Source organism: Turicibacter bilis (genome assembly GCF_024499055.1).
Taxonomy (GTDB): Bacteria; Bacillota_I; Bacilli_A; order MOL361; family Turicibacteraceae; genus Turicibacter; species Turicibacter bilis.
This window is the reverse complement of record NZ_CP071249.1, coordinates 2,461,951-2,487,616: the sequence shown is the minus strand read 5'-3', so window position 1 is coordinate 2,487,616 and position 25,666 is coordinate 2,461,951. Positions and strand designations below refer to the sequence as shown.

At 33.4% G+C, this 25,666-nt stretch carries 24 protein-coding genes; 5 read left to right on the top strand and 19 right to left on the bottom strand.

The window, feature by feature from the left end; all coding sequences use genetic code 11:
- Positions 1–180 precede the first annotated feature (180 nt).
- The gene (bsh, locus tag J0J69_RS12020; protein ID WP_055276909.1) at positions 181–1,170 is read left to right on the top strand and encodes a choloylglycine hydrolase; all 990 of its coding nucleotides are present in this window, start codon (positions 181–183) and stop codon (positions 1,168–1,170) included.
- 76 nt (positions 1,171–1,246) lie between these two features.
- On the opposite strand, the gene J0J69_RS12015 is transcribed toward bsh, so the two are convergent.
- The 8 genes from J0J69_RS12015 to J0J69_RS11985 all read right to left on the bottom strand — a co-directional run bounded on the left by J0J69_RS12015 (position 1,247) and on the right by J0J69_RS11985 (position 11,497).
- The gene (locus J0J69_RS12015) at positions 1,247–5,221 is read right to left on the bottom strand and encodes an SH3 domain-containing protein (RefSeq protein ID WP_256637880.1); all 3,975 of its coding nucleotides are present in this window, start codon (positions 5,219–5,221) and stop codon (positions 1,247–1,249) included.
- Between the two features lie 768 nt (positions 5,222–5,989).
- Entirely contained in the window at positions 5,990–6,820 is an 831-nt protein-coding gene (locus J0J69_RS12010) for a hypothetical protein (protein ID WP_212725143.1), read from the bottom strand.
- Between the two features lie 78 nt (positions 6,821–6,898).
- Positions 6,899–7,510: a plasmid pRiA4b ORF-3 family protein gene (locus J0J69_RS12005; protein ID WP_212725144.1), complete on the bottom strand. Its 612-nt coding sequence runs from the start codon at positions 7,508–7,510 to the stop codon at positions 6,899–6,901.
- Positions 7,511–7,572: 62 nt separating this feature from the next.
- Positions 7,573–7,911 carry a hypothetical protein gene (locus J0J69_RS12000; protein WP_212726155.1) on the bottom strand — a complete coding sequence of 113 codons (339 nt, stop codon included), beginning with the start codon at positions 7,909–7,911 and terminating at the stop codon, positions 7,573–7,575.
- An 83-nt stretch (positions 7,912–7,994) separates the two neighbouring features.
- Positions 7,995–8,603, bottom strand: a complete 609-nt coding sequence (locus J0J69_RS11995) for a PBECR4 domain-containing protein (RefSeq protein WP_212726154.1) — start codon at positions 8,601–8,603, stop codon at positions 7,995–7,997.
- Between the two features lie 673 nt (positions 8,604–9,276).
- Positions 9,277–9,474 (bottom strand): type I restriction-modification enzyme R subunit C-terminal domain-containing protein, encoded by a 198-nt coding sequence (locus J0J69_RS13575; RefSeq protein ID WP_212726156.1) that lies wholly within the window; start codon positions 9,472–9,474, stop codon positions 9,277–9,279.
- Between the two features lie 81 nt (positions 9,475–9,555).
- A complete protein-coding gene (locus J0J69_RS11990) occupies positions 9,556–10,668 on the bottom strand; it encodes a type II toxin-antitoxin system antitoxin SocA domain-containing protein (protein ID WP_212726153.1) in 1,113 nt (370 codons plus the stop codon).
- Between the two features lie 559 nt (positions 10,669–11,227).
- Complete coding sequence (locus J0J69_RS11985) at positions 11,228–11,497, bottom strand: hypothetical protein (protein WP_212726152.1); 270 nt, start codon at positions 11,495–11,497, stop codon at positions 11,228–11,230.
- Positions 11,498–12,095: 598 nt separating this feature from the next.
- Here J0J69_RS11985 and J0J69_RS11980 point away from each other — a divergent pair.
- The 3 genes from J0J69_RS11980 to J0J69_RS11970 all read left to right on the top strand — a co-directional run bounded on the left by J0J69_RS11980 (position 12,096) and on the right by J0J69_RS11970 (position 13,778).
- The gene (locus J0J69_RS11980; RefSeq protein ID WP_212726151.1) at positions 12,096–12,248 is read left to right on the top strand and encodes a hypothetical protein; all 153 of its coding nucleotides are present in this window, start codon (positions 12,096–12,098) and stop codon (positions 12,246–12,248) included.
- Positions 12,249–12,273: 25 nt separating this feature from the next.
- Positions 12,274–12,720: a DUF2383 domain-containing protein gene (locus tag J0J69_RS11975; RefSeq protein WP_212726150.1), complete on the top strand. Its 447-nt coding sequence runs from the start codon at positions 12,274–12,276 to the stop codon at positions 12,718–12,720.
- A 113-nt stretch (positions 12,721–12,833) separates the two neighbouring features.
- Entirely contained in the window at positions 12,834–13,778 is a 945-nt protein-coding gene (locus J0J69_RS11970) for an IS30 family transposase (protein ID WP_212726149.1), read from the top strand.
- A 52-nt stretch (positions 13,779–13,830) separates the two neighbouring features.
- Here the strand turns inward: J0J69_RS11970 and J0J69_RS11965 are convergent, their stop codons facing one another.
- The 10 genes from J0J69_RS11965 to J0J69_RS11920 form a co-directional block, all read right to left on the bottom strand.
- The gene (locus tag J0J69_RS11965; protein WP_212726148.1) at positions 13,831–15,255 is read right to left on the bottom strand and encodes a 6-phospho-beta-glucosidase; all 1,425 of its coding nucleotides are present in this window, start codon (positions 15,253–15,255) and stop codon (positions 13,831–13,833) included.
- A 15-nt stretch (positions 15,256–15,270) separates the two neighbouring features.
- Complete coding sequence (locus J0J69_RS11960) at positions 15,271–17,097, bottom strand: beta-glucoside-specific PTS transporter subunit IIABC (protein ID WP_212726147.1); 1,827 nt, start codon at positions 17,095–17,097, stop codon at positions 15,271–15,273.
- A gap of 119 nt (positions 17,098–17,216) precedes the next feature.
- Complete coding sequence (gene licT, locus J0J69_RS11955) at positions 17,217–18,062, bottom strand: BglG family transcription antiterminator LicT (RefSeq protein WP_212726146.1); 846 nt, start codon at positions 18,060–18,062, stop codon at positions 17,217–17,219.
- Positions 18,063–18,330: 268 nt separating this feature from the next.
- Positions 18,331–19,335: a nucleoid-associated protein gene (locus J0J69_RS11950; RefSeq protein WP_212726145.1), complete on the bottom strand. Its 1,005-nt coding sequence runs from the start codon at positions 19,333–19,335 to the stop codon at positions 18,331–18,333.
- A gap of 14 nt (positions 19,336–19,349) precedes the next feature.
- Positions 19,350–19,901 (bottom strand): hypothetical protein, encoded by a 552-nt coding sequence (locus tag J0J69_RS11945; RefSeq protein ID WP_212726144.1) that lies wholly within the window; start codon positions 19,899–19,901, stop codon positions 19,350–19,352.
- A 368-nt stretch (positions 19,902–20,269) separates the two neighbouring features.
- A complete protein-coding gene (locus tag J0J69_RS11940; RefSeq protein WP_055277554.1) occupies positions 20,270–20,626 on the bottom strand; it encodes a DUF6693 family protein in 357 nt (118 codons plus the stop codon).
- 140 nt (positions 20,627–20,766) lie between these two features.
- The gene (locus tag J0J69_RS11935) at positions 20,767–21,333 is read right to left on the bottom strand and encodes a hypothetical protein (protein WP_212726143.1); all 567 of its coding nucleotides are present in this window, start codon (positions 21,331–21,333) and stop codon (positions 20,767–20,769) included.
- A 373-nt stretch (positions 21,334–21,706) separates the two neighbouring features.
- Positions 21,707–21,925 (bottom strand): hypothetical protein, encoded by a 219-nt coding sequence (locus tag J0J69_RS11930; protein ID WP_212726142.1) that lies wholly within the window; start codon positions 21,923–21,925, stop codon positions 21,707–21,709.
- A gap of 170 nt (positions 21,926–22,095) precedes the next feature.
- The gene (locus J0J69_RS11925) at positions 22,096–23,817 is read right to left on the bottom strand and encodes a phospho-sugar mutase (protein ID WP_212726141.1); all 1,722 of its coding nucleotides are present in this window, start codon (positions 23,815–23,817) and stop codon (positions 22,096–22,098) included.
- 121 nt (positions 23,818–23,938) lie between these two features.
- Positions 23,939–24,823 (bottom strand): aldose 1-epimerase family protein, encoded by an 885-nt coding sequence (locus J0J69_RS11920; RefSeq protein WP_212726140.1) that lies wholly within the window; start codon positions 24,821–24,823, stop codon positions 23,939–23,941.
- A gap of 145 nt (positions 24,824–24,968) precedes the next feature.
- Between J0J69_RS11920 and J0J69_RS11915 the strand changes: the two genes are divergently transcribed.
- Entirely contained in the window at positions 24,969–25,196 is a 228-nt protein-coding gene (locus tag J0J69_RS11915) for a DUF3892 domain-containing protein (RefSeq protein ID WP_055305930.1), read from the top strand.
- A 103-nt stretch (positions 25,197–25,299) separates the two neighbouring features.
- Here the strand turns inward: J0J69_RS11915 and J0J69_RS11910 are convergent, their stop codons facing one another.
- Positions 25,300–25,659 (bottom strand): helix-turn-helix domain-containing protein, encoded by a 360-nt coding sequence (locus tag J0J69_RS11910; protein ID WP_212726139.1) that lies wholly within the window; start codon positions 25,657–25,659, stop codon positions 25,300–25,302.
- Positions 25,660–25,666: the final 7 nt, after the last annotated feature.

Here is a 25,666-nt window from a genome sequence, read left to right as displayed (position 1 = left end):
AAAAATAAATTTGTTGAGTTATACGAATCACCCTATTTCGTAAAAAGACATCAAGGATTTGAATAAGCCTTGATGTCTTTTTGATAAATTAACATTAATTTGAATAATTGAATGAGCTTTGACAAATCTTAAAACAGTAATTAATTAGCACTCTAGTGGCTTAGTTAGGAGGACTCGAAAATGTGTACAGGGTTAAGTTTAACTACTAAAGATGGAAAACACTTCTTTGGTAGAAATTTAGATGTTCCCGCTTCATACGGACAATCTGTTCATATCATTCCAAGAAATTTCAATTGGCTAAATGTCGTAAATGGTGAAACATTAGCTTCTAAATATGCGTGTATTGGAATGGGAATCGTTGTAGATAATCACCCACTTCTTTTTGATGCAGTCAATGAAAAAGGATTAGCTGGTGGTGGATTAAACTTTACGCACTTTGCTAAATTTAATGAAAATGCCATCGATGGAAAAATAAATATCTCCGCATCTGACTTTGTATACTGGGCACTTAGTAACTTTGCGGATTTAAATGAGTTACGTCAAGCGTTAGAAAATTTAGTACTGACTAATATTCCATTTGAGCATGAGCTTCCAGTTGCAGGTCTTCACTGGATGTTCACTGATTTATCTGGGCGTAGTATCGTGATTGAAAATATGGCCGACGGTATGCATATTCATGAAAATCCAGTTGGTGTTTTAACGAATGACCCAACTTTTGATTGGCACTTAACTAATTTAAGACAGTATGTTACCCTTGAAAAAGCAACACCGGCTCCAAAACAAATGGGAGATTTACTGCTTCATCCATATGGTCATGGTTTAGGAATGTGTGGAATTCCAGGAGATGCTTCACCTGCTGCACGATTTGTTAGAACGGTCTTCTTTAGAGATTCAATCGTTGAAGCGAATGATGAAATCAGTGGCGTTACTGCTTTCCTCAACGTGTTAACAGGGGTAACAGTTATTAAAGGGTCTGAAGTTGATCCCGATGGCTCAATGAATTATACCGTGTATAAATCAGCGATGTGTCAAGAAAGTGGAACTTACTATTATACCGATTATTACAATCGACGTATCAATGCCGTTAAATTATCAAATGCTAATTTAGACTCAAAAGAAATTACAAGTTTCCCTTATCAAGGAGAGCAAGATATCTTGTTCCAAAACTAAAAAAATATTTTTAAAAATATAAAAAATCCCCTAGAGAGTAGGTTATGTAAACATCCTACACTTTAGGGGATTTTTATTATTTATAAACCGGAATATCTAATAAAAACTCTTGATTGTCGTCATATAAATAAGCAAATCGATGCATATAATTTCCTATTTCATAAGCGTACCATGGTGTTGTCGCATATTGATGCCATTGGTTAGCACTTAATTGATTATATTTAATTTTAAATGGAGTATTTTGCTGATATTTTGGTGAATTAATATAATTCAAAGAAATAAATTCAGCTGCACCAAAGATTGCTTTTTCAGGAGTTGTCCACCCTTTTTTATAAGCGTAAGTCGTTCCTAATAAACGGGGAGCATGATCCCTAGCCCCAATTCCAAATAAGTTATAAACCGTCACTGGTTTATCTAATTGAATGCGCTCATAGTCAATAATCTTTCCACTAGAATCTTTAATTGGTTTATTCTCATCTGCAATTTCTGTAATTGTAATTCCTTTAGCCAAATTACTAGTTCCCCAATTCGTTTCATGAATAGACTGAGACACAAAGAAAATAGGATCAATATTATAGTATCTCGATGCATTATAGAAAATCTGACCTTGATTATGAAGGACTCCTTTATTTTGAAGTTCTTTGTTCAATCCAGCAACATCAAAACTTCGGAATTGATCAATGCGTAAATATTGAAGTAGATAGTTAACATTAGCCGGGTTGTTTGGATTCAAATAACTTGTAATTGACTGTATTGTACCGGACGTGTAACTTTGTTGGATTTGTGCAAACTTAGTTAACGAATAGCTATATTCCGTTGTTAAATAACTAACACGACCATTTAAATTACTTGTTGCCTTAACCCCGACATAATCTTTATGAACATAGGCATAGCTATCATCATAACTAATTTTATAGAAATCATTGAAACGACCAATAATACTTACTTCATCTTTTGCTGTTAATGTTCCTAAAATAACTGAGTTAGTTGTAGCTTCTTGTCGAATGTTTAAACTTGTAACACTATCGATAACCACACCTATACGTGGTGTAGTTTCAAAATCAATATTAGCATCTGGATGTTGATTTGGTTTATTAAACGTAATATAATCTTTTGATACATATCCCGTTGAATTATTATATTCGATTTCGTACCAGTTTCCAGATTCACCTACAATTGTGACAGCCTCTCCTTCAGTTAATTTTCCAATAGCTGACTGACTAGTATTCGGTTGTGGTCGAACATTTAGTGTCCCACCATCTAAGTTATAAACATAAGCTATTTGCTTTGTAATTTCTGGCGTTTCAGGTGTTATGGGCGTAAACGTAATATAATCTTTTGATACATATCCCGTTGAATTATTATATTCGATTTCATACCAATTTCCAGATTCACCTACGATTGTGACAGCCTCTCCTTCAGCTAACTTTCCAATAGCTGCTTGATTAGTATTCGGTTGTGGTCGAACATTTAGTGTCCCACCATCTAAGTTATAAACATAAGCTATTTGCTTTGTAATTTCTGGCGTTTCAGGTGTTATCGGCGTAAACGTAATATAATCTTTTGATACATATCCCGTTGAATTATTATATTCGATTTCATACCAATTTCCAGATTCACCTACGATTGTGACAGCCTCTCCTTCAGCTAACTTTCCAATAGCTGCTTGATTAGTATTCGGTTGTGGTCGAACATTTAGTGTCCCACCATCTAAGTTATAAACATAAGCTATTTGCTTTGTAATTTCTGGCGTTTCAGGTGTTATCGGCGTAAACGTAATATAATCTTTTGATACATATCCCGTTGAATTATTATATTCGATTTCATACCAATTTCCAGATTCACCTACGATTGTGACAGCCTCTCCTTCAGCTAACTTTCCAATAGCTGCTTGATTAGTATTCGGTTGTGGTCGAACATTTAGTGTCCCACCATCTAAGTTATAAACATAAGCTATTTGCTTTGTAATTTCTGGCGTTTCAGGTGTTATCGGCGTAAACGTAATATAATCTTTTGATACGTATGCTATTGAATTATTATATTCGATTTCATACCAGTTTCCAGATTCACCTACGATTGTGACAGCCTCTCCTTCAGATAATTTTCCAATAGCTGACTGACTAGTATTCGGTTGTGGTCGAACATTTAGTGTTCCACCATCTAAGTTATAAACATAAGCTATTTGCTTTGTAGTTTCTGGTGTTTCAGGTGTTTGGGAATCATCTTTTTGAACATAACTTCCATTTACATATCCATATCCATGTTCATACTTAATCTTTAACCATCCCTTTGAATCCTCACTTACAACCTCAATAATGGTTCCTTTAGTTAAGGTTCCAAGAAGGATTCCACTTACATCGGGATAATTACGAACATTTAAATTCTCTGTTGTTTTTCCTGTCCAAAGAATATTTTCCGGAATTGTTGGTATACTAAGATTTATAACAGTTACTCGTTGAACATAACCATATCCATCGTGATGCTTAATTTTCAACCAATCTCCATCTTCTTCAATAACATAGACCACTGTTCCTTTAGTTAATGAATTTAATACTGTACTAGTTGTACTTTTTGTTGCATATAGCTTTGTATCTTTACCAATTTCTCCATCCCATAATATTGTTGAATTTGGTAAATTACCTTGAGTGACAACTTTTTTTAACATCCATGCATAAGTATCATTATACTTAATTCTAACCCAATCGCCTTGTACTTTAACGACTTCAACCTTTTGTCCAGCATGATAAGCTGTTAAAGTAGTTGCACTAGTATCAGCTGTTTTGTAAACAATACTTTCATTGGTATTAACAGTTCCAGTCCAAATAACAGTTTCTTCTAGTTCTTCGTATTTAGTCACCTTAAAATATGAACCGCTCACATATCCTGTTTTGCCATTATAACTTACTTTATACCAACCATTCGCATTTTTTTCTGAAAGAATCGTCACTGTCTTTCCTTTCGGAATCGTCGTTAAAATCTTTCCACTTGTACTTGGTTGATCTCTTAAGTTTAAATTTTCTGTTGGCTGTCCTTCAATCGGAACTGGTGTTGATGGTGTACTCTCTGTTGACTCGGAATTACTATCACCTTCTTTAATATAATTGCTGATAGCATATCCCGTTTTTCCATCATAACTGACTTTATACCAACCATTTTCATCTTTTTCTGAAAGAATTGTTACTGTCTTTCCTTTCGGAATTGTCATTAAAACCTTTCCACTTAAACTAGCTTGATTTCGCAAGTTTAAGTTTTCTGTTGTTGTTCCCGTTTTAGATACTGTTGGCTTTGATGGTGCACTCTCTGTTGCCTCGGAATTACTATCATCTTCTTTAATATAATTGCTGATAGCATATCCCGTTTTTCCATCATAACTGACTTTATACCAACCATTTTCATCTTTTTCTGAAAGAATTGTCACTGTCTTTCCTTTCGGAATCGTCGTTAAAATCTTTCCACTTAAACTAGCTTGATTTCGCAAGTTTAAGTTTTCTGTTGCCGTTCCTGTTTTAGTCGTTATGGTCGTTGAACCACTTGGGCTTGTGGTTAAATAAGATCCACTCACATATCCCGTTTTTCCACCGTAGCTTACTTTATACCAGCCATTTTCATCTTTTTCTGAAAGAATCGTCACTGTCTTTCCTTTCGGAATTGTCGTTAAAATCTTTCCACTTGTACCCGGTTGATCTCGTAAGTTTAAGTTTTCTGTTGCTGTTCCTGTTTTAGACACTGCTGGCGTTGAATTACTTGTCGTTAAATAAGATCTACTCACATATCCCGTTTTTCCATCGTAGCTTACTTTATACCAGCCATTTTCATCTTTTTCTGAAAGAATCGTCACTGTCTTTCCTTTCGGAATTGTCGTTAAAATCCTCCCGCTTGTGCTTGCTTTATCTCGCAAATTCAGATTTTCCATAGTTATTGCTATTTTTACACTTGAACGCTCTAAAAGGGCACTAGGTCGACTTTCTTCCGCAAAAACCGTCTTCATATAATCTTGATTGCAAAGAGCTGCCCCCATAAGCGATAGGGTAATTAAAACCTTTTTTGGCATAATTAATATCCTTTCTGCACTTAAACTTTCATTAAATAAAGATATGTTGATTATCTTTGCTTAAGGTAAAGTACATCTTGTAATACAAAATTAATACAATCTTTTCTATTTTAACATATTAATACATAATAACCCAATATAAGCTAACGTTTATGGGAGTTTTCATGAATATTTTTTCTTATCTACTTTTTTTACTATATAAGTCCAGATAAATTTTCTTCAGAGAAAATTTTTAACTGGACTATAGGCTGCCTTGATAGGTAAAACATATCAGTATTTTTTTATTTGCTACTTGAGATGTAGAATATTTATCTGTTTATATATAGATAGAAACAGAAATGTATTTCATAATTTTAAGCTCTGTTAGACAATTTTGTTGGTAACGAATCGCTTGATACCAACGATCATTAAGTCCAGTTTTTAAAGATTGTATCCACTTCAAGTAAATAAATAACCAATAACAACATTTTCGTCTAACAGACCCTAATTTTATAGCAGACTTAGTTGGCAATTCTCTTTAATAATAGGTTCTCTATGCTACATGGTTCAATCTATGATTGGGATCATAGGTTTCCCCAACTAGTACAAGACAGACTATAGTCTATGAGGTACCAAAACCTTTTACACTGGCATAGTAGATAATTTTGATTTATATAAAAAAGTGACCTAATTACTTAAAACTAGGTCACTTTTTCTATTAAAATGTTACCTCTTATTAATCATCAATAAAAGCGGCCAAAAATCCTGACTCGAGATTAACTTTTTCTATCACAATTTCTGTTCAAAATAATCAACTAATTTCTCATAAATATCATTTTCAAACACATACTGATTTAAACGACTATTTGTTATAGATAGAGTTGCTTGCTCCTCTATAAGATAAGCACTTTTTTCAAAATCACTCACATAATAAGTTAGTAAATTAATTAACTGAGTCTGTGAATCATAGGAAATATTTAAAACTGTTTCATCATCATGAATAGAATAGATGATACCTTGTTCTCCTTCATGTTCTTCAAATGACATGGATTCTTGCTTTAAATGGTCTGTTAAAGTCGTCATTTCAATGGGTGTTTGAGTAACAAAAGTAGGAAGTAGCTCTTCAAAAATATTTTCAATAGGGCTACTAGGTAACCTAAATATTAAGGATAACTCAATACTATCCTCGATATGAGGCGTTTTTAACGAGACTTGAAAATTATCTGACATAATTTTCGGACTAAATCGATAACCAATTGACAGTGACTGCATTCCTAATTCAGATGGTATCACTAATTCATACTGTATAGTCAGAGTATTTAAGGGTTGAGTAGATGTATCCTGTAAAAATGGACCCGTCTCACTGAAACGAACGCTTTCCATCTCACTTTTTAAATTCTCAAATAACGGATTAGATGTTGTTGTCTCCTTTATTGATAATGCATCTTTTATAAATTGCTCGCGCTCATTAGTGTTATATGATTGAATTTCATCTACCATATTAAGAAAATGACTCAATATAGGAAATGGCTCTATCTGTTCCGTTTCTTCTTTCTTCGAATGACAGCCAACTAGAATAACTAAGATACATCCTATTACGAAAAGGCATAACTTCTTCATTTCCCTCACCTTAAATTAAATTTAATAAAAAAGAATTATAAATAGTATGTCTCTAGCGTTCTTTATTCATACACACTCTTAGACTTTCTTAGGACGTTTCAACTTTAAATCTTCTTTCATCCAAAAATTTGTATCCTCTAGATCAAAGGTTGAATTAAACTCATCGACTCCTAACCATTCCATTACACTCTCGTATTCAGGATGACTTGAATCTTTAACGATCTCTAACAATTCTAAATAACCGCAAACACCACCACAATCCTCTGGCGGACAAGCCCCTTCACCTTCTAAGCAAATTGGATAAACATTCGGATAATCTTCAAATTCTTTTTCAAACGTGACGATATGCTCCCAATAATCTCCCATATCGTATACATAAGGAATCGATTGGCCTACTTCAATATACTTATCTACCTTCGCATTTTTACTTAAACGGTACGTTTTTGGGATGCGAGGCTTCCCATCAAAGGTTGGCATCTTATTCATCCATGAATACTCTTCCACCTCTTCGCTTGTTTCAACCAATACCAACTCTTCCGCTAACTCAAACTGATACAAATGACAATTATACCACCCCATACTATATTGAATCACACGATGCAACGCATTAAATGATACCTCCGCTGGCATCACAACACGACGCCAAACATCCAAACCTTCTAACTGAATTTTTATTTGATAAGCCTTCACAACATCACCTCTAAATATAAGTAGCTTTATTGTAGCAAAAAACATCATGATTATACAAATTTCTATTCAAAATAATACGGTAAAGATTGATAACAAGTGACCACACAATCCATTGAAGGATCGACTTCATCAAAGTCAGCATGAATGTCAATAGCTCCAAAAATCAATGATTCATACTTATTTAGATCGCACTCAAAATCAGACCACATCTCACGCGTCAATCTCTTACTTTTTACTTGATCATAAAAATCATCGACTTCAAAAAAATACATGCCACTCTCATTTTGTAAACAACATGTGACAAACTCCTGTAACAATAAACTACACTCCGATAATTTAATTTTTGATATATCCTTCAATTCTTCCTGAATCGCTTCTATCCATAAATACTCTTCAATCATGATAATCCCTCCTTTATCCACAGCTATTATAGCGATCAAGTAATAAATAAAAAAGAGGATTTCTCCTCTTACAAAATAATCTTTTACTCATTCATCAATTCATCGCTTAATAAATCCTCAATTTCTTTTGGAATTGATAAATTTAATTTATTATTATGATAAGTTATCGTTGAGTATTTTTCATCTTTATTTTTTTTACAATATACTCTCACAACAGGATAAGGCTGACGTGTTAATCGGCGTATATCTTCTTTTAAAAGCGATTTAGGTACAGAAACTCCCTTATGATCACCTAGGGCTAATGAAATTTTAACACTTGTCCCTAGGGCTTTATCAGCTTGCAAATGAATACGTAAACTCTCAAATTCTCCGATCATAGTTGGCATCGAGACTAGTTGATGTAACTGAGGTAAAACTTGTAGTTTTAAAGCAGTTGTTCCATCAGATTTTTCCCTAATATCATTTAATCCCAATCTACCTTTTAAAGCAGCTTGATAAAATTGTTTCGGTGCTAAAGTAGATTCTATCCCTGTTAGATGTTTAAAATTCTTTTGATCGAATTTTAACTCACGAAATTCTAATGTATTTTCTACTTTATATACAATTAAAAATACTTTGTTATTTAAAATTTCTTCATACTTTTTAGCAGCATCAACTACAATTTTTATCATTTTATGTTTAGGTAATGCCATCTTTATCTCCTTGACTTACATGTAATAAAAAAGTACCTGAAGAATATCAGGTACTTACTGCTAATTTTTCTGTTGTCCGCCAACTGTCTAGCCCTTACGTCTAGCAATAATTTCGAGTTTTTCTGTTGCTCGCCAACTGTCTAGCCCTTACGTCTAGCAATAATTTCGGATTTTTAAGGTGTTAGCTCACCCGATAATAGCATTATTATCTACTAATAGTATAATACAAAACCTATGAAACTATGTCAATTAAAATTATCGCTTTAAGAAGAAAAGAGGCTTCGTCATTAAAGCCTCCTTAAAGATATACTTAACTCTCTAGCATTAAATTCGGATTTTTCTGTTGTCCGCCAACTGTCTAGCCCTTATGTCTAGCACTTAATTTGGATTTTTCTGTTGTCCACCAACAATCTAGTCTAAGTTAAGTAATAATAATTAACGAATCATGTAGAAAGTGAAATATCGTTCACACTCTCATACTTTGGCCTAGTTACTAAAAACGTTAGGATTCTGATACCTTATTGTTCCAATAAACGTTTTTACAATATTAAAACCGATCGGAAGTTAGAAATAAGAATAAATTCATCATCCCCTATTAATATATATCACTTTTACTTCAGTTGTGTGTATCGAGATACCTATTGTTTAGAAATTACAATGAAAATAATAAATGTTAAGCTATTTCGATTTTCGCTTTAATTTCATTTATTCGTCCTACTAGTTGATGAACCTGTTGAGTATCAAATATATCGATGATACTTCCCACACTTCTAAATGGATCTTCTGTTAGAACCTGATTATTTTCAATAAATCCATTCGCTACAATATAATCAACTAATAATTCAATAAATTTTAATTGACTGACATTCAGGTGATTGTACCATAGAAGATATTTTCGCTTTTATTTTTTTCTACTATAGAGTTACTATATCAATTCTTCCTCTCTTTTCATCTATAACACTCGAGTAAACAAGGCGGTTGAATAATCAACAATATCTGTGATACTTAGCATGTTGTATTTTTTAGATACTTCGTTAAAATAACTTTCAATTAAATCTTGATCCATGATTTTTCTACTTGTTTGAGATGAAGCGAGACTTTTTCTCGTTTCTCGCCACGGTTTTTCACAGTGTGTCATACGTTCTAAAGATTTTCCACTATAGCATCCGAAATATCTCATGATTAGTTCAATAAAAAATTGCTCTTCTTCGGTTAATGAACAATGTCCACTTTTTGGATTCATATCATCATAACTTTGAAATTTATGATAGATTTCTGGATAAACAGGGCCGTGATCCCAAGCTTCACAATGATTTTCAAATAAATGATAACCATAAAACACTTTAAAAAAGGCTTGCGCATAATAAAGAATTTTTTGCAGTGCTAACGGTGTTAGATCATCACTTAAAGATAGAATATAATTCACGACATCAAAAATCTTATCTTTTTGATTTAAGTCATTGTACTCTAAATGATTCTCCTGCTCATCAGTAGAGGCTACATCGAAAGTAAAATCATGATGATCTTCTAAATTAACATCAAACGTTTCCTCATCAGTTATGACAGGTGATTGAATGATTTCATCTTCATATTGATCGCTTAACCCTAACTGTTTGAGCTGGTTCATACATTTTTCATAAGCAATCTTCGTTAGCTTCTGGTGATTTTTTTGTAAGATGTCATCAAATAACTTAGGATCGTCATTAACTTTCTTCAAAACATCTAAGTATTCTTTTTTAGGCGGCATCCCTTTTAAGTATCTAGTAATGGTTAATTCTCCCCAATCTAGTAACAAAGATAAAGGTCTTTTTCCAATATTATACTTAGACATAATCGATTCAATAATCGTGATCGTTTCATGAGAAACTTTTTTCTGATAAGCTTTTTTAGCATTTTCACTGTTTTGTTCATGAATAGTATCAACAAATATTAAATGTTGGCATTCATTACAAATAGCTTCTTGCTTTTCAAACTCAACCTCAAATCCTTTGACTATTTTTTGACGCCAGTTTTTTAAAACTTTATATTCCACTTCTTTTTGACATTTGACACAAAACTCTCGCACGTTTAATCTCCTTTAGCCAACTCAACCTCTAGTCATCAACTTTAGTTTTATTAAAATCTTGAATGATAACCCATGTAGCCTTAACGGGCTTTTTTTTATGAAGAATCTTATTTAATTGATCTTTTATAGCTTAAAAATCTATCTATAAAAAGGTATCTCTTATTCTGGTGAATCATGACACCTAAATGATACACTAAACTCTTTAACTCTATGTATCTATTATATAAAAAATGATACATTTTTTCCATAGCAGTGTATCATTTTGGTACATTTTTTTTCAATTCTCGCAAGCCTCTTTTTTTAGTACACTACGTCTATCCACAGGCTCATTTCCTAGTGTTTAATCCCTTTTTACAGGCTTTTTTTTATAGTTACTTATGTAAAAACTCCCGATTCTCCCTCTTTTGTACTCTTTTTTAGTGTTATGAATGAACTGATACAGAAAATAAGACATAATTCTTCTTTTTTGTATCTTTTCTGACTTAATTTAAAACTGATACACGGGTAAATCATTAAAATTAAAAAAATCGTAGCTAAAGATCCAGCTACGATTTCTTAATTAATAGATGAAACAAAGTGCGATTAAAGTCATCACAAGATACGCATCACCGATTATTCCAACTATTCGTTTCATATATAATAAAATCCAGTCTTTCCGTTCCATACGGGTTGGAAAGATCCAGTTAACAGATAAAGACTCAATTAAGACGCAAATGGCTGCAATCATAGTGATGATTGTAAACCAAAGCTGATGCACAATAAAGCTTGCCCATAGTAAACCTGCTAATTGAATTAGCATTCCCTTAACAATAAACTCATAGTACTGCATTTGACTTTCAGCCTGGCTTCTATTTTTTTCATTAACATAATTGCAGTAAATCACATATTTTGAATTAGGCAATAATCTAAACTTTATGTGTTGACTTGCTAGCATCAGCAAGATGAAAAAATATGAGACTAATATAACACGTGAAATAACTTCTAACATCAACTCCATTTTATGACCTCTTCTCTTTGGATTCCCCCTCTATATTTATACGTATTTCTATGAACAATGTTTTTAATTTCGCAAAATAAAGAACGATTTCCTTTTGATCAATAAAATGTCTTTTACCACCTAAATTTCCATCTTCATTTTTGTATGAAATTTTGATAAAAAATCTTATCATTAACTCTATAAAAAGACATTTTCATACAAATTGATACAATATAATAAAAATAATCTCTTTTAAAAAATCTAAAAATCGGATCCCCTTTTCAACGAAAATGAATATACTACTAGTCCAGCTGTAACATTTTCTAGCAATAAACTTAATCTATATCTATTTTCATGAAATTTATGATTCTACTTCATCACCAAATGACAGCATTAATGTTTTTATTTGACGAATACTATACAGAAGTTCTTAAATGAAAAGGTGGTCCATATGAAAAATGATCAAAAAACGATTAAAGAATTAAAACAAACTAAACGAATCTTAGATACATTTAAACCATACGAACAAAAAACACAGGCATCTGAATTTAAACAAGGGTTAAATAAAGAATTAATCTTCTTATTTGACGAATACTATAGATGATATCTTAATTAAAAAGGTGGTTCATATGGAAAATAATCAAGAAATTATCAAAGAATTAAATAAATTCTTAAAGGGGACTAAAATGGGTGTAGATACGTTTAAACAATATGAAGAAAAAGCACAAACACCTGAACTTAAACAAGAGTTAAATAAAATTATATCTATTTTTAAAGCACACGAAGAAAAAACAGCTGCAGCTATTAAAAAACTAGGAGGAGAAGCTGATGATTCAATCGGAATCACAGGAGAACTTGCTAGTATGTTTGAAAAAATAAAAGATATCTTTGTTGATACTGATCAAGAAGTATTAGAACGTGCTATTAAGGCCGTTAATATGGGAAAAGATCAAGGAACAAAAGTTTTACAAACATGTAAAGACTTAAAAGCAGATCCATTCATTATTGATCGATTAACTGAAATCTTAAATGACTATGAAACAACTTCAAAAGCATTAAACAAACTTTCTAAGTAACTCTATTTGACAGATTGTAATATTAAGTGCGACACATAAAAAAAAGCTCATAAATAGGATCTTTGTTATAGAATGAAGTTACCACACCAAATTCTTAACAAGGAGAGCTATTTATGAGTTATAAACATCTTACCACATTTGAACGTACACGTATAGAAGTTCTTTCGAAAATGGGCTATTCGACGAGACAGATTGCAGCTCAATTGAATCGACATCACTCGACCATTGCTCGTGAATTGAAACGAAATACTCAGAAAACTTATCAGGCTGAGCTAGCAGAGAAATTAGTCGGAAAACGTCGTTTAGCTTGTCACCGTAAAGAAGTAAAGTCTGAAGAACTCATTCAAACCATTCAACACTATTTGAAGTTAACCTGGTCGCCTGAACAAATTTCTCATACGGTTTTAAAGGGTGTGATTTCATTTAAAACCATTTATCGTTGGATTTATGATGGTACGATTTTATCAGGAGATTTAAGCTGTTTAAGACAAAAAGGAAAGCGTCGAAAACCACGAGAAACACGTGGGCGATTTAACATTGGAACCTCGATTCATCAACGCCCCAAAGAGGTTAAAAAGCGCCAAACATTCGGACACTGGGAATTAGATACAGTGGTTTCAAGTCGTGGAAAAAGTAAGGGTTGTTTAGCGACCTTTGTTGAACGTCAAACACGCTTTTATATGGCCGTGAAAATAGAAAATCGCTCGGCTTCAGAGATGTATCGAGCGATTCAGGAGTTATATAAACACTTCCCTAAAGACACGTTCAAAACCTATACCGTTGATCGAGGAAAAGAGTTTGCCTGTTATTCCAAAGTAGAGGCTGATTTAAAGGTCCCTGTTTACTTCGCAGATGCTTATTCCTCTTGGCAAAGAGGAAGTAATGAAAATGCCAATGGATTACTTCGAGAATTCTTCCCGAAAAAGACCGACTTGGCACGAGTAACTGAAAAAGAGGTTAATGAGGCACTCTGCCTCATTAACCATCGACCACGAAAATGTTTAGGTTGGAAAACTTCATTTGATCTATTTCATGAGCAAGTGTCGCATTTGTATTGACAATTCGTCATTTATAAAAAAAGCTCGTAAGGAATATTCCTTACGAGCTTTTTTATAATACCTCACCGTTTGAAGCAATCACTTCTTTATACCAATCAAATGATTTTTTCTTCAATCTTTTCATCGTTCCATTTCCGTCATTATCTAAATCAACGTAAATGAATCCATAGCGTTTTTTCATCTCTCCTGTACTTGCACTCACAAGATCAATACATCCCCATGGCGTATATCCCAGCACTTGAACACCATCTAATTCAATCGCATCTTTCATGGCCTTAATATGTTCTCTTAAATACTCAATGCGATAATCATCTTCAACTGTTCCTTGATCAGTGACAACATCAACAGCTCCTAACCCATTCTCTACAACAAATAATGGTTTCTGATAACGGTCGTATAAGCTATTCATTGTAATTCTAAAACCTAGTGCATCAATCTGCCATCCCCATTCACTCGCCTCTAAATAAGGATTACGTAACGTTGCAAACACATTTCCTTGTGTCATTTTATTCACTTCTGGATCGGCACTTGTTAAACGTGATGAATAATAAGAGAAGGCGATGAAATCTACCGTATGCTGTTTTAAAATATCTTGATCCCCTTCTTCAAACGGGATGTTAATCCCTTTTCTCTCTAATTCTTTTAACGCATAGTTTGGATAGGCTCCACGTGATTGAACATCAATAAAGAAATAATTTTCTCGATCTTTCTCCATTGACTGCCAAACGTCTTTTGGATTCGGTGTATTCGCATACGTATTTCCAGCTGCTAACATACATCCTACCTGACATTCAGGCATAATTTCATGAGCTAATTTCGTCGCTAACGCACTTGCAACTAACTCATGATGAGTCGCCGTATATTTAATTTGCTCAATATGATCTCCCTCTTCAAAGGTAAGTCCCGCTGCAACAAAAGGTAAATGTAACACCATATTAATTTCATTAAACGTTAACCAGTATTTTACTAAATCTTTATATCTTTTAAAAATGGTTTCGCAATAGTTTAAATAAAAGTCAATCATTTTTCGATGTCGCCAAGAACCATATTTCTCAACTAAATTCATGGGAACATCAAAATGTGTAATTGTGACTAATGGCTCTATTCCATAGCGTTGACACTCTTTAAATACATCTTCATAAAATTGTAATCCTTCCTCATTTGGTGTTTGGTCATCTCCATTTGGGAAGATACGGCTCCATGAAATCGATAATCTGAATGTCTTAAATCCCATTTCACTAAACAATTTAATGTCTTCCTTGTAATGATGATAAAAATCAATCCCTTGATGAGCTGGATAATAGTGATTTGCATCACACGTTAACATTTTTAACTTTCCAAGTCCAACTGGAAAACGATCCTTTCCTGCTGGTAAAACATCTCCATTTGCTAATCCACGTCCACCTTCTTGATAAGCACCTTCACATTGATTGGCTGCTGTTGCGCCCCCCCATAAAAATCCTTTTGGAAAACTCATAACCTACTCCCCCTATTATAAGATAACTGTTAGTAGTTTATCTGTTGGTTTAATTTCTTGATCTTGTGTTTCAATCACATCTGTATAATCATTAGAGTTAGTAATAATAACCGGTGTTTCTAAACAATATCCTGCGTCTTGAATCGCTTGAATATCAAAGGTAAGTAGTAATTGGCCTTTCTTAACAACATCTCCTTGTTTAACAAAAGCTTCAAAATGCTCTCCGTTTAAGCGAACCGTATCGACACCTACATGAATCAACATTTCACAACCATTTTCTGATACTAATCCAATCGCATGTTTAGTTGGAAATAAGGTAACAACCGTTCCATCAAATGGAGCGACTACTTTTCCTTCTGTTGGAATAATCCCAATTCCTTTTCCTAAAATTCCTGAATTAAACGCTTCATCTTTTAAATCTGTTAATGCGATCGTTTGTCCTTTAATTGGGCTCATTAACTCCTCTTGTCCCATTCGAGTTGATTCTAAAACTTCATCATTTGTTTCGTTTTTATCGTCTTTAAATAAGATAAAAGTTGCTGTAAATGAAAAACCAATCGCAATGACTAAGGCAATACAAACATGCATCATAATTGAGGCTGTATCTCCATCAAGATTAATAAATCCGGGGAATCCAAAAATACCTAAACCAGCCATTTGATAAGTTAATAGATCTTTAAATCCAATATAAGCTGCTCCAAGTCCAGCACCAATACATGAAATAATAAAGTATTTAATTCGAGGTAACGTTACCCCATAAATAGCTGGTTCTGTTACTCCAAAAATTCCTGAAATCCAAGCAGGTAAAGCAACTTCTTTTAATTTTTTATCTTTTGTTTTCAACCACATCGCAAATACAACAGCTGTTTGAGCAAATGATGGAACAAACATTAATGAGAAAATTGGTGTCGGTTGTCCACTCATAAATTGAATAATTCCCACAGCCACTAATCCCATATGAACTCCAAATATCACTAAGAACTGCCATAAGAAACCAACTAAAATTCCCGCTAAAACTGGATTGAATCCATAAATACCCATAATTACATTAGCAAGTCCATCTGAAATTACATTAGCAACCGGTCCAATGACTAAGTATCCAATTGGAACAGCAATTAATAAGACAAACATTGGAACAACAAATGCCTTGATCACAGTTGGTATAACTTTATTTAGAGCTTTATATAAATAAGCTGCTAAAATATTCGTTAAAAGAATCGGTAACACGGTTGACGTATAGGTTGCGTTAATCGTTAATCCAAACACTTCAAGATCAACACCTTGTAACGTTGGATAAATCAGTGCAGCTCCAATAACCATTCCTAAAAATGGGGTCATCCCAAACTTAACAGCAGATGTATAACCTAATACAATCGGGAAGAAGTAAAATAAGGCATCTCCAATTCCATCGACTAACATATAGATTCCGCTTGTTTCTGAAACAACGCCTAAGAATAAAAATAAAGCTAAAAATCCTTTAATCATCCCACTTGCACAGAGTACTCCTAGAATAGGTGCAAAAATTCCTGAGATAGTATCTAATACTTTATCCTTCATAGACATCTTTTTGGTTACTTCTTGAGTCCCACTTGTGATTCCTGCTAATTTGCATACATCTGCATACACTTCAGGAACATGATTCCCAATCACGACTTGATATTGACCATTACTTTTCATCACTGTCACAACACCAGACATATTTTTTAAAACTTCATCCTGTGCCTTTGACTCGTCTTTTAATTGAAAACGTAATCTTGTCACACAATGAACGAGACTAATAATATTATCTGATCCACCGACATACTTAATAATTTCTTTTGCTAATGATTCATATTTTCCCATACTAACTCCTCCATTATTTGAAATAAATTCTAAAATGAAGGTTTGGCCAACTTAATGTCACCATCCACTAATGCTTACTAGGTATTTATGAAATCACCCCCTCTCATGTAAAGCAAACATTATGATTTTTGTGATTCGCTCACAATATGTGCAATATGTATTGTTAAATATAAGATTTCTTCATCACTTAAATCATAACCATACTTCTCTTTAATATAGATTGTAATTTTATTGACGCATTCAAAAGCATTACGATATTTAATTTTAACGACTTCTAATAAATCTCCACTTTGTTGATCATTGTAGGTTTTTTCAGCGAATAATCGAGAAGCAAAAAACTTTAAATGAGTAATCAAGCGATAATAATAAACAGAATCTTCATTCAATTCTAATCGAAAGGTATGCTTAATGATTGTCTCGATTTCAGAAATTAACTTAGCCATCTTTGAAATTTCAGGATTGGGTTGATCAAGCTGTGCATTAATAAAATGTAAAGCAATAAAAGCAGCCTCATCTTTAGGGAGTACTATACTTGTTTCTTTTTCTATCAGCTCAATGGCATGCTGTCCTATCATAAACTCATCAGGGTAAAAACGTTTAATTTCCCAATAAATCGAATTTTTAATAAAAATGTTATTTTGAAAACGATCAATCGCAGTTGAGATATGATCGCTCAATGAAATATAAATGTATTCATTTAATCCTTTACCTAACTTGATTTTAGCATCACTTATAATTTGATCAGAAAGCTTTACATGTTCCATTGGAATATTAACCAATAATTCTTTAAATCTAGTATTCATCTCTTTTGTACTTAATTTAAAAACTTTATCAATCATACTTTCATCTATTTGATCCCCTGGTCGTTTCTTAAAAGCAATTCCCCGTCCCATGACAATTTCTTCAATATCATTTTTATCTCTGATAACAGCTACATTATTATTCAAAATCTTATCAATAATCACTTTCTCTCCCCCTATCCTTGAAAATAGAAAAACCTACTGATAACTAAAAACACCGAACCCCTCCTCGGTTATCTATCATTATCAATAGGTTTAGCTTGTACTTAAACAATCACTATCCTGATACGATTAATATAACATATATCCCAATCTTTAACAACGCTTTCTTTTTATTTTTTTATCTCATTTTATGTTGAAAAAATAACTCCTCGTAAACGACAAAAGAGAGGATGCTTCCTCTCTTTTAATGACTAAATATCATATCGTCTACTTACTTATTCTCAATGTTTCCGATATTTTTTATTTGAATTGCTAAACGTCCATCTGGCATATTGATCACTTCAATATAATCTTTGTTGTTGTAGTAATCAAGTGGAATCGTAATCTCAATTCCTGTATCGGTTTTAATTTTTTGTGTCTTTTTTAATGGCATTTTAACACGATTCGCATTTTGAACAGGTTTTTCAATTCCTTGATTTTCAATCTCCGCAACATAAGCTAACTTTGCCTCAGGTGTTTGATAAAATACCTCTTCAGCAATCTCTTTCATATCAATATCTTTACCTTCATTAATCGTCTCTTTAATGACACGCTCAAATGCTGGTACCATCTCTAGCTTATCTAATTCATGATGCTCGATGACTTCTTCAGCAACCACACGGGCCTTTTTGACTGCTTCCTTCACAGAAATCTCAGTTCTACATTCTAAAATTTTATCCGCGTAAAGATGAGTATCATCATCCTCTGTTGACGTTAAATTTTCTAAAATCGTTAATGTCATCTTATCTAAATCAATCATAAAGAAGTTCGCACTTTTTAAACTAGCAGCGGGAATAATCGATTGATGAACAATCAGATTATTTTGAATCCCTGTTTCACTTTGGTTCACATGATGAACCATTCCTTCTTTACACGTTAGCTCTAATCCAACAACATATTCCACTTCTGAGACTTCAATCTCACATAAAAATAAATCACTTGCTGTAAAAATCTCATAACGATCTTTCCAATCATAACGTTTCGTTGCGATGGCATTAGCAAAATCAATAAACGGAATCGTGCGATTACGATATTCTAAAAATAACTTTCTCGCCTCACTATCTTCCTTAAATACTGCTGGACGTCCCGCTGCATTCTTCATACATTTTTCGATATTTTTTTCTAAAAAATGATAGGCCCCATCCACTGTTTCATCGAGTGGTCGCTCTGTTGGCATAAACATTTGATGCACATTATCTAATAAATATAAATAACAACTTTTTACATTAACCGCCATAAACTCTCACCTTTTTACTTTAAATTTAACTGTTTTAAATCAAATGAAGTGTCAGTCACATATAAAACGTCACAGTTCATGTTTACCTCTTCAAGTTTTTCAAAATACGTTTTCGCAAACTCCCCAAAAATAACAACTTGGCATGATTTATTTAAACATCCTGATTTCATTAAACGATTTTTAAAATCATATAAAACTGCCTTCTCAAACTTATTTACATCTTCATTTTCATGTTCTCCAAATTGAGCGTATCCTTCTTTAACCATAGGAGTCAACAAATCAAATAATACTTTATATTTCCCATCTAAATTCGTCGTTTCTTGTAAAGGAACTGAGCAGACATTTAAAACAGAGAAACGTGTATTCGTCTTAGCCAATTCACCTAATGATTTCTTACTTCCTGCATCAAAAATCGTCGCAGCGGCATGACCTACCTCTAGCTCTACATCAGTTGGTGCATCTACAATAAAGTAAACGTCTGACTCTGGATGAATAATATCTGATCCTTTTTTCTTATATTCAGCAAAATAAAAACGACATAAATTTAGCCATTGATTACTATACATCAAACCACTCCTAAGCCTAAGTTCATACCTACAAGTATACAACAAAAAATAACTTAACATAAAATAAAAATTACAGAAAAAACTTATTCATAAATCATTCACGATAAAATATAAATTGCATTAAACTATTGAATAACTGCAAACTAGGAGTTAAAAAAACTTCAACTTCTCCAAAGAATTACCTATCGAATAATATGAATCAAATTTTCTTTCAGATGCTAAAAACCGCAAAACATTATAGTGCTTTGCAGTTTTTGGTTTACATCAATTATACTTAAATAAACAAATTAAACTAATCTCTATTAGGAGACATAACAAAAATAAAATCGTAAATTCTCCATTCATTGACTTTTGATAAGATTCTCTTACTACTTTAATTCTATATTCTCAAAAACGGTATTCGCAGCCACCCATTGTTGAAATTTAATTTTAACGACTAAACCATATATTCCAAAGGTAATAACGATAACTAACCACCAAACAATCCAATGTCCAATCAACTCTTTAGGGTCCCCAATAAATTTTAATCGTTGACCACAAATCACCGTATGTTCACACTTCGCCTCTTGTTCCTTACACAAAATCCACGGATAAGCAAATCCTAGCGTTACAACCCCTAATAAAACTAACTTAATTTGATGAATTAGCGCAGACTTAAAATGCTGATCGTAATATGAACCATACTTCATTTTATTATCGATAATAGTACTTCTTTTATACTCCATTACAAAGTCTCCTTTTTAATCATTCTACTTTTAAATTATACTAAAAAATAATCCTTTTCATACTGATCGGCACTTGAAGAGTAATAAAACACTATACTTCATCTCTATATGACCTCTTAACTCATCCAAAAAAGCAGAGCTTATAAACTTAGCTCTGCTTTTTTCTCTTGTTTACATCTCTCACAGTCACAAGGACGGATGGTATAAACATATTCATATCCTGTTAAAGTAGGCGGGATTTTCATACACATCTCATTCACAATCCCATCCACTTTTTTTGTATTCACAAATTTCATTCGCTCCCAAAACCTAATCGCTCGCCGAACTGATCGTAAACGAATCATATCAAGTTCTGGCAACAACTTAGAACAATCAAGCAAATGCTCAAATACCTTCTTACCAAACCCACAACCCATCGGCAATGTCATAAATTTATTAATCTTCATATATGCAATCTGACGAACCAAGTCCGTCGTATTCGGATAATACAATTCTAACTGAAACAACCAATTCCATGGTCCGCTTGAATAGTGATACTTTAGCTCATATCCATATCGCTTCCGATTAACAATTAATACCACATCACTGCATAACAATTGATCCAATCCTTGCTTCCACTTTAAACAAAATGCCGCCACCTCATCTGTTAATACTTTCACCAAATCTGACATTTTCTCGACATTACGATGGTCAACTGTCACATTCATCACAGCCCTCCCCTCGCATGTAGTCCCTTCATTATATGCAAACTCTCACATGATTGTGACATGAAAATAAATGATTTCTCTAAACTTTCTTCTCCCCCTTACCTTCCTCTCTTTTTTAAGTATATCCCCATTTATTCGTTATAATTTCTTTTTAGTCAAGTCCTCATCAATTCCCTCTTCTCGCATAATCGGGAAAATCGTCTCAACTATTAAAAATGCTATTTAAGCTCAACTATCTCCTTTAGCTAAACATCCATCTTCAATCAAGTATAGAAAATGCAAAAATTCTACAAAAAAAAGAGCAGAGATTCGCAGCAATCTCTACTCCTTTAAAAAGTTATGAAATGGGAAATTGTGAGTCAAGAAAAAGTTCTTAACTATCCATGCGACGCCCATAGCCAAAATCGCGATTTAAATCTTTATAATCACGGGTTTTAAATCCACAGACATCTATACAACCATTTTTAAAACCATGTTTTCTCACCACTAGTTGCCCCTCTTTATAGAAAATTTTTCCTGACGCTGGAGAAACCATAGATTTTGCTACGTGATTGTTCGTAGTAAATGTCATTAATTTTTTTACATCTTTCATTATGGCGTGACATCCCCTACACCGTGCTCTCTCTCGAACACAAGTTTATTATAACATATTTTAGTAAAATTTTTAATTTATTTTAGTAATATTTTTTAAAAAAGTTCCTACAATTATTTATTAATCATAGGAACTTTTAAATTATCTGGTGTGTATGTGTGTTTATTTAATTAAGCAATAATCTCATTTACGCGAGCTAAAACATCTTCTTTAATTTTAGCCACTTGTGCATCCGCTGCATCGATCACATCAGCAATAACACCGATATAAACTTTTGCTTTTGGTTCAGTTCCTGATGGACGTAAGACGAACCAAGATCCATCAGCCAATGTATACTTTAAGACATTTGACTTTGGTAAATCAATGGCAGTTGTTGAATCATTTGTTAAGTCCGTGTGAATACTTTCTTTATAATCTTCAACCGCTACGACTTCTTTACCTGCAACAGTAATTGGAGTAAACTCACGGAAATCAGCTAAAATCGCTTGAATTTTATCTGCCCCTTCTTTACCTTTTAACGTAATATTCACTAAGGCTTCACGGTAGCATCCGTAAGTTTCATATAACTCCATTAACACATCATATAATGTTTTTCCATGCTCTTTGTAGTAAGCTGCCGCTTCTGCACACATTAAAACGGATTGAACAGAGTCTTTATCACGGACGAAGTCTCCGATTAAATATCCATAAGACTCTTCGTAACCGAAGACATATTCATAATCTGTATCTTCAATTAAACGAGCTTGTTCACCGATAAACTTGAATCCTGTTAACGTTGAAACCACTTCAAATCCATATGAACGAGCAATTGCTGCTCCCATATCTGATGTTACAATCGTATTGAATACTTTCCCTTTAGCAGGTAATGTTCCATGAGCTTTCTTTTGAGATAAAATATAGTGAATTAAGATGGCACCTGTTTGGTTTCCTGTTAATAATACATATTCTCCCTCAGGATTTTTAACCGCTAAACCAACACGGTCGGCATCTGGATCTGTTGCAATTAAAATATCTGCATCGATTTCTTTACCTAATGCAATTGACATTTCAAACGCAGAAGCTTCCTCTGGGTTTGGAGATTTAACCGTTGAGAAGTTTGGATCAGCGACACATTGTTCTTCAACCACATGTAATTGCTCATATCCACACTCTGTTAACACACGACGAACTGGAATGTTTGCTGTCCCATGTAAAGGTGAGAACACAATTTTTAAATCTTTTTTATTGCAATCCGGATTGATTTCTAATGCTTTAACACGCTCAGTATAAACATCATCAATCTCTTTTCCAATGATTTGAATTAATCCGGCTGCCTTTAATTCTTCTTCAGACTTAACATCGATTGCAAAAACATCATCAATCGCATCCACTAATGCAATCACTTGATCCGCATCAGCAGGAACTAATTGACATCCTGTCTCATCGTAAATTTTATATCCATTATATTCAGGTGGGTTGTGAGAAGCTGTTACCACAATTCCTCCCGCTGCTTGTAAATGACGAACAGCGAATGATAACTCAGGCGTTGGACGTAATGTTTCAAACACATATGCTTTAATCCCATGAGATGCCATCACTTTAGCTGATTCCATCGCAAACTCTGGTGAGAAATGACGGCAGTCATAAGCAATTACAATTCCACGTTCTTTTGCATTTTCAACATTTTTTAATAAGTATTGTGCAAATCCTTCATTTGCCTTACGAATTGTATACACATTCATGCGGTTTGTTCCCGGACCAACAACTCCGCGCATTCCCCCTGTACCGAACTCTAAATTACGATAAAAGGCATCTTCTTTTTCCGCCTCTGTCATTTTTTCTAATTGTTCTTTTAAGTATAATTCTAAATTCTCTTGCCCTAACCAGTTTTGGTATTCTGTTTCAAAAGACATACAATACCCTCCATATCTATAAATATCTAGTTGCTATTATAGCATAACAATGACCAAAAAATAACATAAGCTCAGTAAAAAATAGTGACAAAAGTATCATCTATCCGACAATATACATATTTTACTTAAATGTCATTGTATACATTGCCTCAAACGTTTCACCTGATTGTAATAATTGAATGCCTTTTTTACTTGATAACTCTTGTGGCTCATTCACTGTATCCGCCATTCCATACCAAGGTTCTAAACAAATAAAATCTGCAATATGCCCTTCTTGATTAATCGGTGACCAAATACCTACATAAGGAAAACCATTAAAACGGATTTCTACTTCACGATCATGATTATACGATTTTAAAGCAATCGCAGACTCTCCTTCTAAAACTAAGGTCGGAAACTCTTCAAATAATTCTTTATTTAACGGTAAAAATTTCAATTTATCCATAATTGTAATCTTTTCATCCGTCATCAGATTTGTCTTTGAATCAAATCTATACGTCTCAACCCCATTAGATGACTCAAAATATAAATAATAATCACCAAATTGATCATCCGCTTGTAGCCTTGTACTAAGTGCCGGATGAGCACCGATTGAAAATGGCATGACCTCCTCACTTAAATTCGTGACTTCCCATTTAACCACTAACGTTTCATCCAACAATTCATACCCGATTTTTAAGCTAAATTCAAAGGGATAACATTCCAACGTCTTCGCATTTGACCTTAACTCAAACCAAACTTTTGTATCCGTTCGGCACAATACATCAAACCACTCATCTCCAGCAAATCCATGTTGCATCAATGAATATCGTTTTCCATTTAATAAATACGTATCTTCTGCGAGACGGCCAACAACAGGGAACAACACCGGTGAAGACCTAGCCCAAAACTCTGGATTCGAATTCCATAAATAATCCAGTTCATAATCTAAATGATAAACACACTTAACTTCTGCTCCATGATTAGCAATGTCGATTTCTAACCGATCATTCTTTAATTTCACCATGCTATCTCCTTACCTTTCATCATAACTTCCTTTACGATTTCCCCTCAAAAAATGAAATCGCTAACTAATTATAACACCTTTCCTAAATAAATGCGATTTTTTAAAGAAAAAAGGAAAGACTATTACTATAAAGGAGGCCATTAATATGGAAAAAGAACAATTCGTTGCCGTCCGTCGTAATAGCGACGGCGACCTTATCGCCTTTAAATCAAACACAGGAAAAGAATATGACTACGAAACAGCTAAAGAACTTTGTGAACAAGGACTTATCTCCAATGCCCAAACCTTCAAAGGTAAAGGTGGCGGAACTTACATCCGTGGAATCGTGGATGGAGAAAAAGACAACAACCTATCCAACCTACCAACATTCTAATTTATAATTAAAAAAGCACTCATCTGGAGTGCTTTTTCTAAACCTTAATGACTCTAAATCATGAAGTCTTTTCTCTCTAGTATTCACCAAATTTCCTCGGAAATTATTGCATCGGATCGATAAACATAACACTATAAAGTAAGAGAACGAATATAAACCATACCACGACAAAAATAACGATTCCTACTACACCCTTCTTCAAACAGCCTGAACTGATAAGTGGTTGTACTTCTCTCATCATCACTTTTTCAGAAACTTCAGGTACTTCTTGATCACGTAATAAGTAATCCAATGACACACCATAATAATCACTCAAAGCTACTAAATTATCCGTATCAGGGGTTGATTCTCCTAATTCCCACTTTGAAATCGCCTGCCTTGAAACGTTCAATTGATCCGCTAACTGTTCTTGAGATAAACCTCTAGCCTTTCGTAACTTCTTTAACTTCTCACCTAATAACATGAAATCA